Genomic DNA, 16921 nt, shown 5'->3' with positions numbered 1-16921 from the left:
TCCGCTGTATGAGACAAACGCCAACTTTAATAAAAAATTGGCGTTTGTTTTATTTTATTTAAGTTTACTGAACATTACTTGTCAGTTGTGATAAGAGTGTTTCAAAGGCATATTCATACTTTTGAATATCACCAGCACCCATAAAGACATAGACAGCATTGTCATGGTCAAGTAAAGGTGACACATTATCAACAGTAATGACTTTAGCTGGCTTTTCGATTTTCACTGCTAGATCTTCAACCTTGACATCACCATGGTCAACTTCACGCGCTGAGCCATAGATTTGTGCTAAATAAACGGCATCAGCTTGGTTTAAGCTTGTCGCAAACTCATCAATCAAGGCAATTGTTCGTGTGAAAGTGTGCGGCTGAAAGACAGCGACAATTTCTTTATCCGGATATTTTTGGCGCGCTGCGTCCACCGTCGCTTCAATTTCAGTCGGATGGTGCGCAAAATCATCGATTATGACTTGGTCACCAATTCGTTTTTCTGTGAATCGACGTTTAACGCCACCAAATGTCGCCATGTATTTGGCAACTTCTTCAGCGTCAAAACCATCTTGATGTATCACGGCAACAACTGCTAAGGCATTCAAGATATTATGTTTGCCATATGTTGGCACGACAAATTCACCGATTTTTTGGTCGTGGAAATAGGCTGTGAATTTTGAGCCACTTGTTGTCCGCGTCACATCTTTAGCAATATAGTCATCGCTATCAGAGAAACCATAACGATAAATTGGCACATTAGCCTTTATTTTTTGTAAATATTTATCATCGCCATAAACAAATACACCTTTAGTAACTTGTTTTGCATAGGTTTGGAAGGCGTCAAAAACATCATCAATACCTGTGAAATAGTCAGGATGGTCGAAATCGACATTAGTAATAATTGTGTACTCAGGATGGTAAGGTAGGAAATGACGCTCATACTCATCAGATTCAAAAACAAAGAATTTAGAATCTGCAGAACCACGACCTGTGCCATCACCGATTAGATAAGACGTGTCTGTCACGTGACGCATCACATGCGCTAAAAGACCAGTTGTTGATGTTTTACCGTGCGCACCAGCGACACCGATTGAGGTGAAGTTAGTCATAAATTGGCCAAGAAACTCATGGTAGCGAACAAAGTGGTAACCGTTTTTATTAGCGTAAGCTACTTCAATATTATTATCATCTCGGAAAGCATTGCCGACAATAATTTCAACGTCTGGCGTGATATTTTTAGTGTCGAATGGCAGAAGTGGAATACCCGCCAATTCTAATCCACGTTGGGTAAAGTAATAATCAGTTGAATCAGACCCTTGAACTTTGTGCCCCATTTGATGTAGCATGAGCGCAAGTGCTGACATACCTGACCCTTTGATTCCAATAAAATGATAAGTTTTTTGTGACATTTGTCTACTCTTTTAAGCTGGGTTGGGCAATCGTGTAGATAGCGGTGGAAATTTCCACCGCTATCTACACGATTGCCCAACAAAACTCTATTCCTTCCTAATTTAAACTTCGAGCTCACTTTTGTACAAAATAAATCATTTTCTACAAAAGATTATGACATCGTCGTCCTGCTCTCAGTGTTATTTTCTAGCGATAACGAATTGTCATCTTTGTGTCCCTTGATTACCTTGCATTAATCAACTGTATCAAAACCATCACGATGCTGATGTTTACTAGCAAAATAATCTTGTTTTGGCTCATCAAATAAAGAGCCGTTTGACTCCCGAGCGGCAGTCTTGTCAAAGCCTGAGACTGATTTCCCTAATGAATGTTGCGTTTGAGCAACTTTTTTATTAGCTAAACCTTTGATACCTAACTCATCTGCTGATGCCCGTTCCAATGGATTGACATAAGGTTTAACCGGTTTAGGCGCAACCGCATTTTCACGTGCGCGCTTTCTGGCATCTTCAACCAAGGTTGATTTCTTCTTAATCGGCACTTGATTTGCAGACGACGCCTTAAAATTTTTGCTCAACGGACGTTTTCCAGCGACTGTTGGCGTTTGACGACGCGTCTCAAAAGAACCGAATTGCTCCTCTTCAGCAGATGCCTCAGAGACACTACCAGACGATGCATAATTACCAGTAGACGACTCAAAACGCTCGAGAGAGGCATCTGGATTTTTGGTTAAAAGTTGTTGATTGGTCATAATAACCCGATTATCTGGTGTTAACACCGCATCATCGGGCATAATCGGAAATGTAATTTTATTTTTGTAATACGAATTTTCCATAATTGGCCTTACTTTCACTTGAGTTAAAGAATGTTTTAATAGCACCAGTCGATTAAAGAATCATTCGACAAGAGATACCAACTACATTGTACCAAAATTTTGAGGAATAGTCTCGGCTTATACGAATTTCTCCCACTCAAAGCCCCAAAATAGACTTCATTTCATCCTTAGAAATCGTACTATCATCCGCACCACCATCTAAAACTGTCGATACCATATCACGCTTGCTATCCTGCAACGCCATGATTTTCTCCTCAATCGTACCTCGGGTAATCAAGCGAATGACTTCTACCGTTTTCGTTTGGCCCATGCGGTGAGCACGTGAAATAGCTTGCTCTTCGACAGACGGATTCCACCACAAGTCAATCAAAATGACGACATCAGCAGACGTTAAGTTAAGACCTGTCCCGCCAGCCTTGAGCGAAATCAAAAACGCATCTCGTGAACCAGCATTAAAAGCCTTGACCATTTTCATCCTATCTTTAATCGGTGTTGAACCCGTCAATTGATAGCTCGAAATCCCTACTTCTTCCAATTGTCTCTCGATATGTGGAAACATTTTTCTAAACTGAGAAAAAATTAGTGGTCTGTGTCCTGCATCCTTGATTTGCTGCAAGAGCTCTGCCAAACTTTTGAGTTTACCTGATGTTCCTGTATAATCAGGCATGAATAAAGCAGGTGTATCACAAATTTGACGTAGGCGTGTAATTCCCGCCAGAATTTCGATCTTCGAACGTGAAAATTCATAGTCGTTCATATTTCTCACGCGATTTTGAATGGCCTCAAGCTGCGCTAGATAGATAATTTTTTGCGACTCCTCAAGCTCACTATACTGAATCATTTCAAGCTTGTCTGGTAATTCCAGAAGAACATCTTCTTTACGACGACGCATCACAAATGGTTGAATCATACGAGAAATCGCATCATGTTTCAGTTTACGAAATTTCTTTCGGTCACCTAAAATCCCCGGCATGATGATTTGGAAAATCGCCCAAATTTCGTCAACACGATTTTCAATAGGTGTACCAGATAAAGCAAAGGTATGGTCAACTTTGAGTTGAGACAATGCTTTGTTTGTCTTAGAATTAAAGTTTTTAACCGTCTGCGCCTCATCAATTAGTAAATAATTTAACTCAAGCGCTTGATAGGTATTCACATCTTTCAAAAAACTACCATAACTCGTGATAAAAATCTGCGTCTTGGGATTGCTGATTAACGTTGAACGTTCATGTTTAGTACCATCCACAACGACAACTTCAAGGTCTGGTGCAAATTTAGCAAACTCACTCGACCAGTTATAAATCAAACTAGACGGTGAAACAATCAAGGCAACATCGCCTTGGGCCAAATTGCTTGCCAGATAAGTAATCGACTGCAAAGTTTTACCTAATCCCATATCATCGGCAAGTACACCACCCATATGGTAGCTACTCAACATATTCATCCAACGCACACCGTCTTCTTGATAGGGGCGTAAAGTCGCCTTAATTTGTTCTGGTTTTTGATATGGAAAAGCGTGTGGATTGGTCAAATTCTCATATAAAGTTTCAAATTTTTTCGAAAATGAGACCCCATCCTTGTCACCAAAAATTTTAGAGAGTTGGAAGGTTTTAAAAGTCGGAACAGCAATTTTGCCTTCTCCAACCTGAACAGCATCTGACATATCTGTCAAGACTTGCTTGACCGCATCAAATTGCTCATCTAGCAAGATAAGTTGACCTGACTCTGTCACATAATAACCAGCATTTTCTTGAAGTCTCGCCACAAGTTTTGAAAATTCTTGCTCAGGCACATGAGGCATACTGAAATTGATTTCTAACAAACCACCATTTTGGTCAATATCAATATCAAAATTCTCTGTGATTTGTAATTCTTGAATGCTTGGTGAAAGTGTAACGTCTCCTAATTTAGCAAATTGTGGCAAAATTTCAGTGAAAAACTCATAGATTTCCTCACCTTTAGGTGGCACTGTCTGCGTATCAAAACCGACTGGAAAGCCAGAGCGTTTGACCAAATCAAAAATGCGTTTTTCTAAACGTAGATGCCGTGAAAAATCAAGAGTATCTAAATCTCTAAAACTTGTAATTTTAAAATCGCCATAATCAAAAGCAATCTGCAAGGTTAAGAAACCATCTAAGTCAAAGCTAAACTGAGGTTTAAATGGTCGGATTTTAAAGGCACTAGGTGCATCAACGTATCCTAATTTTTCAAAAATTTGTAAAGCCTGAGCTAATTTATCCTTGTCGTCATAATCAAAATGAATCATTCTCAAGTCGTCTGTTGCCATTGGCACCTTGGATAAAAGATTCAATATCTCCAACTGCTCAGCATCCAACTGATAGAAAACATGGTCCCGATAGATAATCTCACCGTCAAAGAAGGTTTGATATGGCATCTCTTTAATCGTTAACTCAATGACATCATCCAGAGGTTTAACCTCGAATTGATACAAGTCACCTTCATCATCTAATGGCAAAACACTAAAATATCTGACTGGTTTTTCTGATATTTTCATCGAAAAATCCATAGCCGCAGTCAAGGCTAATAACTCAGGTAATAGTCCTGCATGAGGGACAAAATATCGCCCCAACTTACGAAAAAGATTCGTCAAGGCCATTTCTTCATGGCTCGGCGTGATTTTCAATAGATAACTTAGAAAATCTTGACTGGCTTTATCAAAATGTGACAGCATTAGTGTCACATAGTGTGAGCTCCCAATCAGATAAGTGCCACCTTTTCTAAGCAAGGTAATAAAATGCGGAATATCTTTAATGATATAAGAGCGAGACATGGTAGATAGACGAATTTTGAACGTAAAAGCTAAAAAGTTACCACTATAATAAAAGGACTCCATTAACTGAGGGTCAGAAACTTCAACCTCTAAAATCATTTTTTCCGATTGGTTTGCCCATTTATCTTCATTGACTTTAGCTAAAAAGTCAGCGGATGCTTGCAATTCTTTTGATTTTTCGACCTCAGCTTCGTAGGCTTTCTTTTCTTCTTCAATTGCTTCAATATCTGCTTTTTTCAGATATTCTTCGACAGCAGCAATATGTTGACAATAGCGTTTATTACGTTGAAAGACATCACAAAAACACAAGTCATTTTGCCCGTCTAGGTCATAAACGACTTGTTCACCATCAACATCAGCCGAAAGTTTCATTCCACTGACAGACACATCGGTCATCAGTCCTTTGTCAAAAAGTTCCGCACCCTCGGCACGGATGCGCGCTGGCATCATTCGGCTCATATCATTTGTCCCATCTTCAAAGCATCTCTCAAAAGGCTAATACTCAAAACTTCCTATCTTTATTTTAGTTGGCATCGGCGTGATGGCACGCTTCTTTTTGTTGCTATTTCTTTGCCAAATGCGCTTAAATTTTGGCACTATTATACCATATTTTCTAGAAAATTTCAGAGATTTTCTATATCTTAAAATATGTCACTTTCGTGAATAATTGCAACTTAACTGTGCTTGTGTTCCAACCAAAGGTGATATTCACGACCTTGTAGTCACACAACATTTTCCATCATTTTTAAAAAAGCTTGAATTAAAACATTTCGGTCTGCAATCCATTGCTTTCGCTCATCACGTAAATGGACGCGATTGGACAGAAAAATTACGGCTTGTTGGGTTTTTAAGTTTAACAGAATGAAAGTACCAGTGTATCCTGTGTGCAGTAACCATTGTCCCACTTGGTTTTTGGAAGTTTCTGCTGAGGTTTCAAGACCTACCAAATCCCAAGCTAAGCTCCTAGCTTTGTTTGCTTTTGCGTAATCTTGCATTAGCGTTAGGTAGGCTGGGTTGGCAAAATAGGCTTGAGAAAAAGCAATCAGGTCGTCTAAGTCTGAGAAGAGACCGGCTGAGCCAGTATGACGACCTAAGACCTGAGCTTTAGGGTCGTGGACAAGTCCTTTAGGCAAATCCCAAGCTGTCGCAACTGTTTTATCAGGCGCGACAAAACTTGTATGGTGCATATTAAATGGCTTAAAAACACGGTCTTGCAGAATATCTGCCAAATCTTGTCCGTAAATCGCCTCTAACATGAAACCTAGTAAAATAAAATTCACATCTGTATAGTGAAACGTCTTATCTGATGTGACAGTTACCTGATTGAGCGCTGCTCGTAGTTCGTCGTAAGCTAGGTTATGACGATTTTCTATAAAGGGGTCAATACCTGAGGTGTGGGTTAAAAGCTGCCGAATGGTAAGCGTGGTGCTGCCTGATCCTTTAAAATCTGGGTAATAATCCGTGAGCAACTCATCAAGTCCGACTTTCCCTGACAAGATTAAATTAATCATCAATGTGCCAGTGCCGACTACTTTTGAGACACTGGCCAAGTCATATGTCATATCAGCTTGTAACAGCACTGGTTCAGGTTTCAGGCGTTCATAGCCAAAGACATGTTTTTCTATATCCTGTCCGTTGATAATTGCAAAAGACGCACCCGGGAAAATTCCAAATGCGACGTAAACTTTTACAAGTTCTAAAGGACTGTCTGGCGTTGCTACAATCATTTCACAAACCATATTTCTATATTTTGACCATCTGTTAAGGTCAAAATTTTACCTTTTTTATCAACATAATAATCTAAGCCTAAGTCATCTAATTGGCTCGCAATTTGATGCAAATCAACTTCTGGTGCGACTTCAAATTCGATGATTTCTAAATCCCAGACTTCTTCTGGATTGGCTAACAAATCCGGTCCTTGCGCCTCAAAATATGAAATTTTTCCAAAAGGCAACTGCACAGCGTTTTTCTTCTCAGTTAAACCAAATCCCTCAACATAAAAGGCTAAAGTATTTTTTATGTTACTCGTATTGAGTTGAATCTCCGTGATTTTAATATCCAGAGAATCAGACTGGATCGGCACAATTTCAAAAACATCACCTTCTGGTGAAGTTGCCTCAAACCCTTCTGTAAACTCTGGACTTTCAATCACAATTTTACGCAATTTTTTCACGCCATTTACAGCACGTGTTCGCATACTAGGTGATTCTTCCAAAATCAATCGAGTATCCATGCGAGTTTTAGCTGATTTACTACCGAGCATTGCTAAGGCATTTTCTTCTGAGATAACTTTCAATCCCAAAGTTTCCTTATAAAACGCTAAGTTCAAATCGCGATTATTCACACGAATAACTGGTACGGCTTTGGTAATATTATCAAAAACTGTCTTCATTTTCTCTCTTTTTCTCACTTTTCTCACGTCATTAAAGTTATTTCAGACTTTAACTCAGAGGCAATTTAGTTTTTTGGATATTTTCTGTTATCTCTATTATAGTCAACTCTGTCAAATTTTACAAAAATTTATCATTTTTTTACGTTAATTTATTAACTAGCGGTTAGCAAAAACAAAGATAATAATGAACTTTTTCACAAACACGCAGCATCGGTAGACTTTTTAAGAAAAAATATTGTGAAAACTTATTAAATATGTTATCTTATAAACATGAATTATTTAGAAATTGCTAAAAATAAAGCTAAGCAACAGCCACAATTGCCCACTCTTGAGACACACAACCAAACTTGGAAAACACGTCTCACCTTCATCTGGGCCCTTGTTTTATGGCAGATCTCATCCGCCTTACCGGCAATCACTTCGAATCGACAAGGACATTTTGAACTTTGGAAAATCGGACTCTTCCTAGTACTCTTCGCCGCTTGCGTCTGGCTATCTTACATCTGGGCGCTTAAATTTCACTTGATCCCTAAAATTAACTGGCGCTACTTCCAACTCAGCAAAATCTCTGCTGGCTTTGGACTCATGTTTGTATCAGCATTAATTTCAAGTATCATCATGATGTTAACCGGGACAAATGGTACTGAAAATCAAGATATCATCAACAGCATCGGTAAAGTATTACCACCACTTGTCTTTGTTATTATGGCAACGTCTGCTGGATTTTTCGAAGAATTAATTTTTAGAGTGAGTCTATTTGAACTCTTGTTTAATAAATGGCCTAAAGTAGCAGCTATTTTTGCCTGGGCACTCTTTACCGCAGCTCATCGCCCGACTGATTTTGCAAGTTTTATGACTTATGGGTTGATGAGTCTCGTTTTAACAGGACTATATGCCAAATATCGTAACTTTTACCTTAATCTATCTGTTCACTTCCTTTGGAATGCCTTAGGGATGGTTGGCTTTTTCTTAACTAAGTAAATTTTTACTATTATATCATGTCAAATAAAAAGAGGCTATAAATGATTTCTGACCTTAATAGAAATTATTCATAGTCTTTTTCTATGTCATTCTCTGAAAAAAATTTAGGACAACATTCTTGTTCATTGAAAATCTTACCACTTTCGTATTGTTTTGGTAAAACATTACGAAAGTGGTAAGAAAAGTGCCGTTTTTGTGCGAAATTGGAATTCTTTTGCCAAAACAATACGAAATCGGTAAAAATAAGTTGTTTTTCGTGAGAAACTCAAATTCATTCAGCCAACAATACGAAAAAAGAGAAAAGTAAACTTACCAGTTTACTTCAGACTGAAGACAAACTCCAATAATATTTGAAGTTTGTCTTTTTTCTTTGTAAAATAAAGGTATCAAGTCAGTGATTAGGGAGGTTTTAGGCATGTTTCATAAACAAACAATGATTGGCCGTGGTCAAATGGGCTTCTATTCTCTTGAAGATCTGGTGCCCCAAGACCATCTTTTACGGCATATTGATCAATATGTTGATTTTGACTTTATTTATGATTTAGTTGTGGATAAATACAGCCTTGAACATGGCAGACCAAGCCTTGATCCTGTTATGTTGATTAAAATTCCGATTATCCAATACCTCTTTGGTATCCAAAGTATGCGTCAAACAATTAAAGAAATTGAAGTCAATATGGCTTATCGTTGGTTTCTTGGGCTTGATTTTCAAGATGACGTGCCACATTTCACAACTTTTGGTAAAAATTATAGCCGACGTTTCAAAGACACTGACTTATTTGAACAGATTTTCTATCACATTTTGGATCAAGCTTTTGCGGCTAAATTAGTTGAACCGAAACTAATTTATCTTGACGGGACACATATCAAAGCACATGCCAACCGCAATAAATTTGTTAATCAAGAAGTTGCGGTTGAAGCTTTGATCTATCAAGAAAGTTTAGAGAAAGAAATTGATGAGGTGCGGGCGAAAGTTGAAAAAAAGCCCTTCAAAAAGTCAGAAGAAAAAATCGTCAAAAATAATAAAGTGTCAACGACAGATTCTGATAGTGGCTGGTTTCATAAAGGGGAACACAAAGAAGTTTTTGCTTATTCGGCCCAAGTTGCTTGTGATACTAACGGTTGGGTACTAGGTTATACAGCAGATCGTGGTAACCTCCATGACAGTCGGACATTCTTTGATTTGTACGCTAAACTGATTCAAAAATTTCCAGAAATTGATACAGTTGTCGCAGATGCAGGCTATAAAACACCTGCCATCGCTAAAAAATTGATAGATGATGGTCGAACGGGATTGTTCCCTTACACACGACCACGTGGGAAAAAGGGACTTTTCCGCAAACAAGATTATAGTTACGACTATTTAAGCAATACATATATCTGTCCAAATGGTAAGCAATTGATTTATAAAACGACCAGACGTGATGGTTATCAGGAATATCGTACGACTAAAACAAACTGCATCACTTGTCCGCTTTTGACACAATGTACGCTTTCACAAACCAAGCAAAAGACTGTATTCAGACATATTTGGCAGCTTTATCTGGATAAGATTGAGCAGAATCGATTAACAACTTGGGGTAAAGTAACATATAATCGACGAAAAGAAACGATTGAACGATTATTTGGGACTGCCAAAGAGCACCACAATCTCAGATATACACATGAAAATGGCCGAGATAAGATGCATATGAAACTTGGTCTTACTTTTGCGTGCCTGAACATGAAGAAAATGGCGAAAATCATGGCTAATCGAGATAGAGGGAGGGCGTTTATTTCCCATTTTCAGATGATATTTAAGGTTATGAACTATCAAAAAGCACAATTCGCTTAGGAATTGTGCTTTTGTCTTCAATCTGAAGTAAACTTACCAGTTTACTTTTCTCTTTCAGTGACTAAGGGACTTTTGTCCCAGCCTCTTTTTTAGCTATTATCAGTTAAATAATAATGACTTACATGAAAATAATTTTGAACAAGGCAATGGCAGAAATACCAGCCAAGATTGGTGCCACAACGGGAACCCAAGCATACCACCATTTTGAATCAGACTTGCTTTCGCCAAGGATTGATTTTGGAAGGACTGCATGAAGGATACGTGGACCAAGGTCACGCGCTGGGTTAAGACCTGGACCAGTAGGACCACCGAGTGATGCAACAAGTGTCATCACAAGGAAACCAAGTGCCAAATGCGCTACTGCAAGTGAACTAGCATTACCAGTTGTTAAACCAACAATACCTTGTTGAACTTTAGTTGCAATATCCATATCCGCAACTTTCGTTCCAGCAGCACCTTGCGATGACAACAATTTGTCAATAGCAGGAATAACTTCAGCACCAAAGAAGTTTTTAGTCAGACCAAGTGCCGCGAAGAAAAGCACAAATGAACCAAAGAACTCGTTTAAGAAACCGTTGATTGTCGCACCACTACGTGATGTTCCAGTGCCATCATCAACGTTATCAATTGTTGAGAAAGTCCCAAGAATATGATTTGAGTTTGTTGTTTTTAAGTAGTAAGGGCGATAAACCATTACGATAACTGCTTGACCAACGATTGCCCCAAGTAATTGTGCCACGATGTATTGTGCCACGTGTGCCCAAGGGAAGAAACCTGAAACGGCAAGACCAAGTGTGAAGGCTGGGTTGATGTGGTTACCTGAAACATTACCAAACATCAAAGCAGGAATCATAACCCCGCAACCATAACCCCAAGCAATGGTCATCCAACCTGAAGCGAATCCTTTAGTTCCTTTGAGGTCAACGTTTGCGACCGCGCCGTTACCGAGGATAATGAGAATTGCTGTTCCGAGGAATTCAGCAAGATATTTTGTCATCCATGTTACGTCCATTTTTGTGCGTAATCTCCTTTGTTAAGTTATTGAGTTAACTGATACGAGATTTCAAAAAAAAAACCTCAAAATTCAAAACTCAATTGTTAATGATAAGTACCTTATAAGTTTATCAGAAAATACTAGACGTGTAAAGTCATACTGAACACTTTCATGAAAATTTAAGGTTCATTTAAGACCTTTTGATTGACCTTTTTGTTATAATTTTGTAGAATGCTTGTTTTATTCAGACAATTTGACCGATAAAAACTCTAATTTAAGGGGACACGATGCAATTCAATCACTTTTCTATTATTGACAAATCATTTGACCAAGAACTGAGCGATTTGACTAGTCTTGGATTTAAATTTGATACCTCATCTACTGCCAAAGTAAATCTTAAAAATTGGCTGCTGACTGCGCCGATTGCGATGACAAGTTTAGCAGCTACTAACCAAGAAACAGTCCGTGATTTTTTAGATTCCGAAACACCATTAACTTGGAACATTTTTTATGCCATTAGTTTACAGTTGCTTGATTTTGTAGCGAATTTTGACTTTCAACTGACAGAGGCAATCACTTTTGCTAACTCTATCAACTTACCTTTAGTTGACTTATCTGCTGAGACATCTCCAAAACAACTGATATCTGCTATCTATCTTTTGATGAATTCCCGTCGTCAAACTGGTATGACCTTAGTCGAACACTGGGTATCCGAAGGCTTGTTGCCGCTTGATAACCACTACCATTTTTTCAATGATAAGAGCCTAGCAACCTTTGATACTAGCCAGCTCATTCGTGAAGTGGTTTATGTGGAAAGTTCAGTTGACACGCAAAATCGCGGTGAGTATGATTTAGTTAAAGTCGAGATTATTCGGCCACTATTTGACGGCAAGGTGCCTGCGATTATGACGGCAAGTCCTTATCATTTTGGCACCAATATCAAAGCAAATGACGATAAATTGCATCAAATGAATGTAGACTTAGTCGAAAAACCGCTTGATAGAATTGCGATTTCTGAGTCGACCCTCACACTGCCTGATTATCCGGCTACTGAGATACCGTCTGCAGACAACAACCAAGCTACTGAGCACTTCACCCACACTTGGACCTACTCGCTTAACGACTATTTCCTCGCGCGCGGTTTCGCATCGATATACGTCGCGAGTGTCGGCACACGTGATTCTGATGGTTTCCAGACCTCAGGTGATTACCAACAGATTGCCGGTGTGACTGCTGTCATTGACTGGCTGAACGGTCGCGCACGCGCCTTTACCAATCGCCAAAAAACACATATTTTAACCGCAGATTGGGCAAATGGTCACGTCGCCATGACCGGCAAATCTTATCTCGGCACCCTCGCTTACGGCGCCGCAACGACAGGCGTTGCAGGCCTCGACGTCATCCTAGCAGAGGCTGGTATCACGAACTGGTACGACTACTACCGTGAAAAAGGCCTCGTCCGAAGTCCTGGCGGCTACCCTGGTGAAGACCTCGATGTTCTCGCTGAACTGACTTACTCTCGTAACCTCGATGCCGCAGATTTCTTGGTCAATAATCCTGCCTACCAAAAACAACTCGCTGACATGAGCCAGGCGCTAGCTCGCACCTCTGGCGATTATAATGCCTACTGGCACGCTAGAAATTATCTGCCACATGTGGATAAGGTTAAAGCTGACATCCTTATCGTGCATGGCTTGCAAGATTTCAATGTCACGCCCTCTCATGCCTTTAACTTTTGGCATGCGCTACCTGAACATGTTACCAAACATGCTTTTCTACATCAAGGTAGCCATATCTACATGAATAACTGGCAGTCTATTGATTTTTCTGAAACAATCAATGCCTACTTTTCAGCTAAATTATTAGAACGTGACTTAACGCTTGATTTACCACCTGTCATTTGGCAAAAAAACAATGTCGCCCAATCTTTTGAGGAACTACCTGAGTTTGGTGGGCATGATATTGAAGTCTTGCCACTTGGTTTTGCAGGTGAGCTTGACCAGTTTGAGAATCACTATCCTGCTGAAATATTTGATCAATATAGTAAAAATTTCCAAACGTTTAAAACGGATTTATTTGAAGACAAGGCAAATGCTGCCATTATTGATGTGCATCTCCCTGAAACTTTACAAATCAATGGCCAGATTGTGCTTGACTTGCGGCTGAAACTCAATGATACAAAAGGGATGCTGTCGGCTCAGGTTTTAGATTTCGGCTCCAAGAAACGTCTGACGGATGTCAGCACGCTGCTTGAGCCCAAGACCATTGACCGAGGGCGGAACTTTATGTTGGATGATTTGCGTGATCTGACTTTGGTGGATAAGCCTTATCAGGTCGTGACTAAGGGCTTTATGAATCTACAAAATCGCCAGCAACTGACGGAGATTAATTCTGTTATTGCGGATGAGTGGTTTCGGGTTGAGTTGCGTTTGCAGCCGACGATTTATGATTTTGAGGCGGGGGATACGCTGCGACTTGTGCTTTATAGCACGGATTTTGAGCATACGGTTCGCGATAATCGTGAGGTTAGCTATACCATTAATCTGGAAAAATCACGCCTTTATCTGCCCAAAACAAAAAAAGAAAGACATAAGATATGACCACTATCGGTATTCTAGGCTCTCAATATTTAAGTACACCTGAGCTGCCTTTTCATCAATTTCCTGTAACTTATACACGAACTGCTTTTATCGACGCCTTGCAAAGCGTCGGGGCAACTGTGATTATGATTCCGATTGACCGTGATCTGGATAAGCTCGCTGACTATATCAAACTGGTGGATAAAGTCTTGCTAACAGGTGGTGAAGATGTTGCGCCGCTGTTTTATGGTCAAGACCCGCATCCTTTGCTTGGCAATATCAATCCTGAGCGTGACCGTTTTGAGATTGCGGCTATCCATGAAGTCATTAAGCAAGAAAAAGCCTTGCTTGGTGTTTGCCGTGGTCATCAGTTGCTTAACGTCGCACTTGGAGGTACTTTGTATCAGGATGTCAGCCTTTATCGAAATCCTGAAGTTGCAACCCTGAAACATATGCAAGCCCCAACTAAATCACAATTTACGACACATTTCGTTAATGTTGCTCCAACATCAAGCCTTAATTTTCTACCTGAAACCTATCATGTCAACTCTTATCATCATCAGATGATTGACCGGTTGGCTGATGATTTGACAACGATTGTCACGGCTAGTGACGGCGTTATCGAGGCTGTCGAAAACAAAGCCAAACGTTTACTAGGTGTCCAATGGCATCCAGAAGGAACTTGGGACACAATATCTGACGAACGCACCATTTTTGATTTCTTTGTTAATCAACTTTGAATCTAAATATTTCAAAAACATCAAGTAACTTATTCAAATTACTTGGTGTTTTTTACGGAATATTCTGTCAATTATGCTATACTGTATTTAAAATATTTTTTAGGAGATACCATTGAAAATAAACCCTAAACTGAGTATTGATGCCTATACCCTCAAAATAATTGCCATTATCGCGATGACACTCGACCATATCGGCGGTACATTTGAAAATCATTTATCTCTTACTGCACGTGTGCTACTCATGACGCCTGGTGGCTTAACTTTTCCAATTATGGCTTTTTTGCTAGTTGAAGGCTACCAGCATACACGTAGTGTCCCAAAATATGGGCAACGACTTTTAATTTTTGCTTTTGTAGCACTCATACCTTATATGCTGGCTTTTCAAGTGCCAATTTTAGACGTACTATTTACGCTATTTTTAGGACTCATCACCTTCTATTTATATGATAATATGACAAATCGCATCGGTTATTGGTTTACCTTTGCTGGCTTTGTCTTACTTTCATCTATTTGTGACTGGATGCTCATGGGTATTCCTATGATTTTATGCTACCACGCTATTAAAGACCCACTTAAACGACTCATTATTCCAATTTTGTTTCCTATTATCTTAACTGGTTTGGATATCTTTGCCACCTTAAATATGGATACAAGTCAGACACTTATAACACTGTTACCCGAAATACTTTATGTGGTGATTGGTTGTGGTGCAACAATTCCCTTGCTCTATCATTATAACGGTGAACGAGGTAAACCAATGAAATACTTTTTCTACGCCTTTTATCCAGCCCACCTCTTAATCTTAGCCATCATTCGGATAAGCTTTTTCTAAAGCATTCAAAAATGACCTCAACAGTGAGGTCATTTTTTTTCATTTCACAAACTGCGCCAAGTGATTGACAGCTTTTTCCTTGCCTAGAAGATAAATCGTATCAGGCAGCTCAGGACCATGCATCTCGCCAGAAACAGCGATTCGAATCGGCATGAAAAGATTTTTCCCTTTGATACCTGTTTCTTTTTGCACTTCCTTGATCAGCGGGAAAATGTTGTCTTTAACATAATCCGCATCCGCCAAACCTTCAAGTTTTTCTTTAAAGGCTTTGATGACAATAGGTGCAGTCTCAGTTTCTAGTACTTCTTTTGCAGCATCGGAAAGTGATGGAAACTCAGCATAAAAGAGATCCGTTAAAGGCACGATTTCATCTACTGATTTTAACTGGGGTTGATAAAGCTCAACCAAATGTTTAGACTTGTCATCCAAACGACCAGCAGCTTCCAAGAATGGTTTCGCCATGTCAAAAATCTTATCCAAATCAGCATGTTTGATGTAATCATTATCTAACCAGTCTAGTTTCTTTTGGTCAAATGCTGCGGGTGATTTAGACAAACGATTTTCATCGAACAAGTCAATTAATTGAGTTTGAGAGAAGATTTCCTCTTCGCCACCAGGATTCCAGCCCAACAAAGCGATAAAGTTGAAAACAGCTTCTGGTAAATAACCTTTTTTACGATAGTCCTCTATAAATTGTAAGGTATTAGTATCACGTTTTGATAATTTTTTACCAGTCTCAGAGTTGATAATCAGAGTCATGTGACCAAACTCAGGAGCATCCCAGCCAAGGGCTTCATAAATCATTAATTGTTTAGGCGTGTTTGCAATATGGTCGTCGCCACGAATGACATGAGAAATTTGCATATCATGATCGTCAACAACAACAGCAAAGTTATAAGTTGGATAGCCATCACGTTTTTGAATGACCCAATCACCACCGATATTTTTACCTTCGAATTCAATATCGCCTTTAACGATATCATGCCACTTGTAGATAGAGCCTTCTGGCACTCTAATTCGAACAGTTGGCACGATACCCTCAGCCTCACGCTGTGCCACATAGTCTGCAATCTCAGACTCAGATAGACCAGCATATTCGCTGATATATACTGGTGGAAGACCTTTTGCTTCTTGTGCTTCACGGTCAGCTGCAATTTCTTCTTCTGTCTTATAAGATTTATAAGCCTTACCTGATGCGAGTAACTCATCGATATAAGTTTGATAAAGTGACAAGCGTTCAGATTGGCGGTAGTTCTCATGTGTTTCAGGTGATTCATCCCAATCAATACCAAGCCAACGCAAGTTATCTAGCTGTGAACGCTCGCCATCTTCAACATGGCGTTTACGGTCTGTATCTTCGATACGGATGATAAAATCTCCACCATGATGACGGGCATACAGATAGTTAAAAAGTGCAGTCCGAGCATTTCCGATGTGTAATAAGCCAGTAGGTGATGGTGCATAACGCACACGAATTTTGTTTGTCATTTTTACGTCCTTAATCTAACTTATAAACCAAGATTGGTTTATAAACTTTTGTTTCAAT

12 protein-coding genes are annotated in these 16921 nt (G+C 39.4%); 5 read left to right on the top strand and 7 right to left on the bottom strand.

Features of this window, described 5'->3' with window-relative positions; genetic code table 11:
- Positions 1 to 64: 64 nt before the first annotated feature.
- The 5 genes from murC to HZR21_RS00920 form a co-directional block, all read right to left on the bottom strand.
- Positions 65 to 1399, bottom strand: coding sequence for a UDP-N-acetylmuramate--L-alanine ligase (gene murC, locus HZR21_RS00940; RefSeq protein ID WP_180745619.1), 1335 nt, complete (start codon positions 1397 to 1399; stop codon positions 65 to 67).
- 233 nt (positions 1400 to 1632) lie between these two features.
- Complete coding sequence (locus HZR21_RS00935) at positions 1633 to 2232, bottom strand: hypothetical protein (protein ID WP_003139477.1); 600 nt, start codon at positions 2230 to 2232, stop codon at positions 1633 to 1635.
- 136 nt (positions 2233 to 2368) lie between these two features.
- Positions 2369 to 5470 carry a DEAD/DEAH box helicase gene (locus HZR21_RS00930; RefSeq protein WP_246307763.1) on the bottom strand — a complete coding sequence of 1034 codons (3102 nt, stop codon included), beginning with the start codon at positions 5468 to 5470 and terminating at the stop codon, positions 2369 to 2371.
- Between the two features lie 275 nt (positions 5471 to 5745).
- Positions 5746 to 6750, bottom strand: coding sequence for a serine hydrolase domain-containing protein (locus HZR21_RS00925; RefSeq protein WP_180745615.1), 1005 nt, complete (start codon positions 6748 to 6750; stop codon positions 5746 to 5748).
- Positions 6747 to 7415, bottom strand: a complete 669-nt coding sequence (locus HZR21_RS00920; RefSeq protein WP_180745613.1) for a CppA N-terminal domain-containing protein — start codon at positions 7413 to 7415, stop codon at positions 6747 to 6749. The genes HZR21_RS00925 and HZR21_RS00920 overlap by 4 nt, the downstream gene beginning before the upstream one ends.
- Before the next feature lie 270 nt (positions 7416 to 7685).
- Here HZR21_RS00920 and HZR21_RS00915 point away from each other — a divergent pair, with 270 nt between their 5' ends.
- Both HZR21_RS00915 and HZR21_RS00910 read left to right on the top strand, forming a co-directional pair.
- Positions 7686 to 8396 carry a CPBP family intramembrane glutamic endopeptidase gene (locus HZR21_RS00915; protein WP_180745611.1) on the top strand — a complete coding sequence of 237 codons (711 nt, stop codon included), beginning with the start codon at positions 7686 to 7688 and terminating at the stop codon, positions 8394 to 8396.
- A gap of 415 nt (positions 8397 to 8811) precedes the next feature.
- On the top strand, positions 8812 to 10230 hold the full coding sequence (locus HZR21_RS00910) for an IS1182 family transposase (protein ID WP_180745609.1): 1419 nt from the start codon (positions 8812 to 8814) through the stop codon (positions 10228 to 10230).
- A gap of 118 nt (positions 10231 to 10348) precedes the next feature.
- On the opposite strand, the gene gla is transcribed toward HZR21_RS00910, so the two are convergent.
- Entirely contained in the window at positions 10349 to 11242 is an 894-nt protein-coding gene (gla, locus tag HZR21_RS00905; RefSeq protein WP_180745607.1) for an aquaglyceroporin Gla, read from the bottom strand.
- Positions 11243 to 11511: 269 nt separating this feature from the next.
- On the opposite strand from gla, the gene HZR21_RS00900 reads away from it, so the two are divergent.
- The 3 genes from HZR21_RS00900 (at position 11512) to HZR21_RS00890 (ending at position 15375) form a co-directional block, all read left to right on the top strand.
- Entirely contained in the window at positions 11512 to 13824 is a 2313-nt protein-coding gene (locus HZR21_RS00900) for a Xaa-Pro dipeptidyl-peptidase (RefSeq protein ID WP_180745605.1), read from the top strand.
- Positions 13821 to 14543 (top strand): gamma-glutamyl-gamma-aminobutyrate hydrolase family protein, encoded by a 723-nt coding sequence (locus HZR21_RS00895; RefSeq protein ID WP_003140572.1) that lies wholly within the window; start codon positions 13821 to 13823, stop codon positions 14541 to 14543. The genes HZR21_RS00900 and HZR21_RS00895 overlap by 4 nt, the downstream gene beginning before the upstream one ends.
- Positions 14544 to 14655: 112 nt before the next feature.
- On the top strand, positions 14656 to 15375 hold the full coding sequence (locus HZR21_RS00890) for a TraX family protein (RefSeq protein WP_219605538.1): 720 nt from the start codon (positions 14656 to 14658) through the stop codon (positions 15373 to 15375).
- Positions 15376 to 15414: 39 nt separating this feature from the next.
- On the opposite strand, the gene gltX is transcribed toward HZR21_RS00890, so the two are convergent.
- Positions 15415 to 16863, bottom strand: coding sequence for a glutamate--tRNA ligase (gltX, locus tag HZR21_RS00885; RefSeq protein WP_180745603.1), 1449 nt, complete (start codon positions 16861 to 16863; stop codon positions 15415 to 15417).
- Between the last annotated feature and the right edge of the window lie 58 nt (positions 16864 to 16921).

The organism is Pseudolactococcus laudensis, from assembly GCF_013449735.1.
Taxonomy (GTDB): Bacteria; Bacillota; Bacilli; order Lactobacillales; family Streptococcaceae; genus Pseudolactococcus; species Pseudolactococcus laudensis.
Note: the sequence above shows the minus strand (reverse complement) of the source record. Positions and strands in the feature narration are given on the sequence as shown.